Here is a 1,659-nt window from a genome sequence, read left to right on the forward strand (position 1 = left end):
TGGTGAGCTGATTAGCTCGAATAAATAATAAATTGACGAGATTTGATTTTATCGAAATAAAACAATCTCTTTTTCGCTTGGCTTTTGTTCAGTTTTCAAAGAACTTAATCGCTTCTCTAAAAGCGACTTTTCTAATATAACAAGTTTAGTTCATCTTGTCAATATTTTATTTGGTGGAGCCTAGCGGGATCGAACCGCTGACCTCCTGCGTGCAAGGCAGGCGCTCTCCCAGCTGAGCTAAGGCCCCAAATAATGGTCGGGAAGACAGGATTTGAACCTGCGACCCCCTGGTCCCAAACCAGGTGCTCTACCAAGCTGAGCCACTTCCCGTTTAAAGAGAAAATATGGCGCGCCCGAGAGGAGTCGAACCCCTAACCTTTTGATCCGTAGTCAAACGCTCTATCCAATTGAGCTACGGGCGCATTCTTATGGTGCCGAGGGCCGGACTTGAACCGGCACGGTAGTCACCTACCGCAGGATTTTAAGTCCTGTGTGTCTGCCAATTCCACCACCCCGGCACGGGGTAAAAAGGACTAAAGATATAACTTGGAGCGGAAGACGGGATTCGAACCCGCGACCCCCACCTTGGCAAGGTGGTGTTCTACCACTGAACTACTTCCGCATATCATGCGGGTGAAGGGAGTCGAACCCCCACGTCATAAGACACTAGATCCTAAGTCTAGCGCGTCTGCCAATTCCGCCACACCCGCAAAATATAATGGTGAGCCATGAAGGACTCGAACCTTCGACCCTCTGATTAAAAGTCAGATGCTCTACCAACTGAGCTAATGGCTCTTAATAAATAATTTTTTATTAAAACAGTGCCGGCCAGAGGACTTGAACCCCCAACCTACTGATTACAAGTCAGTTGCTCTACCAATTGAGCTAGACCGGCATAATGGTGGAGGATGACGGGATCGAACCGCCGACCCCCTGCTTGTAAGGCAGGTGCTCTCCCAGCTGAGCTAATCCTCCATATTTAGGCCTGGCAACGTCCTACTCTCACAGGGGGAATCCCCCAACTACCATCGGCGCTGAAGAGCTTAACGACCGTGTTCGGCATGGGAACGGGTGTGACCTCTTCGCTATCGCCACCAAACTTTTTGACTTCAGATAACCGGCGAATTTCTTCGTCAGCTGCGTGATCTTCGGTCATGTCACGTACGGGTGTACGCTCCATTCCTCAGTCACTTGCTTCCTCGAACTTCTTGGTTCTCTTTGTCAAACTAATATTGTTGAGATGATTCTCTCAAAACTAGATAATGTGTAAACAAGTCACAATCTAAGTGTGACATCTGTCAAGAATGTTATTGGATAAGTCCTCGACCGATTAGTATCTGTCAGCTCCACGTGTCGCCACGCTTCCACACCAGACCTATCAACCTCATCATCTCTGAGGGGTCTTACTGGATTAACTCCATGGGAAATCTCATCTTGAGGGGGGCTTCATGCTTAGATGCTTTCAGCACTTATCCCGTCCACACGTAGCTACCCAGCGATGCTCCTGGCGGAACAACTGGTACACCAGCGGTGTGTCCATCCCGGTCCTCTCGTACTAAGGACAGCTCCTCTCAAATTTCCTACGCCCGCGACGGATAGGGACCGAACTGTCTCACGACGTTCTGAACCCAGCTCGCGTACCGCTTTAATGGGCGAACA

Annotated in this window: 9 tRNA genes and 1 rRNA gene; all 10 read right to left on the reverse strand. The window is 49.4% G+C overall.

The annotated features are described in order from the left end of the window. Positions 1-171: 171 nt before the first annotated feature. The 10 genes from B1R93_RS21140 to rrf all read right to left on the reverse strand — a co-directional run bounded on the left by B1R93_RS21140 (position 172) and on the right by rrf (position 1,099). Positions 172-247: transfer RNA gene (locus tag B1R93_RS21140), tRNA-Ala, on the reverse strand. 6 nt (positions 248-253) lie between these two features. Continuing rightward, positions 254-330, reverse strand: a tRNA-Pro gene (locus B1R93_RS21145). A gap of 15 nt (positions 331-345) precedes the next feature. Next, a tRNA-Arg gene (locus B1R93_RS21150) sits at positions 346-422 on the reverse strand. Between the two features lie 7 nt (positions 423-429). After that, a tRNA-Leu gene (locus tag B1R93_RS21155) sits at positions 430-518 on the reverse strand. A gap of 29 nt (positions 519-547) precedes the next feature. Next, positions 548-622, reverse strand: a tRNA-Gly gene (locus B1R93_RS21160). Between the two features lie 6 nt (positions 623-628). Next, positions 629-710: transfer RNA gene (locus B1R93_RS21165), tRNA-Leu, on the reverse strand. A gap of 9 nt (positions 711-719) precedes the next feature. Further along, positions 720-795 (reverse strand) — tRNA-Lys (locus tag B1R93_RS21170). A gap of 27 nt (positions 796-822) precedes the next feature. Continuing rightward, positions 823-895 (reverse strand) — tRNA-Thr (locus B1R93_RS21175). Positions 896-899: 4 nt separating this feature from the next. Next, positions 900-975 (reverse strand) — tRNA-Val (locus B1R93_RS21180). 8 nt (positions 976-983) lie between these two features. Further along, positions 984-1,099, reverse strand: a 5S ribosomal RNA gene (rrf, locus tag B1R93_RS21185). Positions 1,100-1,659: the final 560 nt, after the last annotated feature.

The organism is Halalkalibacter urbisdiaboli, from assembly GCF_002156385.1.
GTDB classification, from domain to species: Bacteria; Bacillota; Bacilli; order Bacillales; family Bacillaceae_D; genus Halalkalibacter_A; species Halalkalibacter_A urbisdiaboli.